The organism is Agromyces binzhouensis, assembly GCF_004135055.1.
In the GTDB taxonomy this organism is placed as follows: domain Bacteria; phylum Actinomycetota; class Actinomycetes; order Actinomycetales; family Microbacteriaceae; genus Agromyces; species Agromyces binzhouensis.
Genome location: NZ_SDPL01000767.1, coordinates 1 through 692 on the forward strand (window position 1 = coordinate 1; position 692 = coordinate 692).

The 692-nt window shown below is 74.7% G+C and carries 1 protein-coding gene; it reads left to right on the top strand.

Annotation, left to right across the window (positions count from 1 at the left end):
- The coding region (locus ESO86_RS19590) for a phytoene desaturase family protein (protein WP_479722797.1) at window positions 1–692 on the top strand (692 nt) is incomplete at both ends.

Consider the following 692-nt stretch of genomic DNA (forward strand, 5'->3'; position numbering starts at 1 on the left):
GCCGCATCGGTGGCACCGCGCGACGAGCCCGCGGCGGGTGCGCACTCCGACGAGGTGCGGCTCGACGACGGCGCCCGACGCCGTCTCGCCCGTGCCGGCATGCCCGAGGGCGCGCAGGTCAAGGTCAACCTGCTGCTCACGCGCCTCCCGCGCCTCGCCGACGCGTCGGTCGCACCGGAGCAGGCGTTCGCCGGCACGTTCCACATCAACGAACTCGAGACCCAACTCGACGCCGCCTACGACCGCGCCGCGGCCGGACGCCTGCCCGACCCGCTGCCGTGCGAGATCTACTGCCACACCCTGAGCGACCGGACCATCCTCGGGCCCGGCCTCGTCGGATCCGACGCCCAGACCCTCACCGTGTTCGGCCTGCACGTGCCCGACCGGCTGGTCGACGCGCACGGCAACGACGAACTGCGCGAGCGCCTCCGCGACGCGGTGCTCGCGTCGCTCGACTCCGTGCTGGCCGAGCCGATCGCCGACGTCATCGCGACGGATGCCGCCGGCCGGCCGTGCATCGAGGTGAAGACGACCCGCGACCTCGAGCACGCGCTGAACATGCCGGGCGGCAACATCTTCCACGGCCCGCTCTCGTGGCCGTGGATCGAGCCCGGCGCCGAGGCCGCGACGCCCGCCGAGCGCTGGGGCGTCGCGACCGGGCACGCGCGCGTGCTCATGTGCGGCTCCGGCGC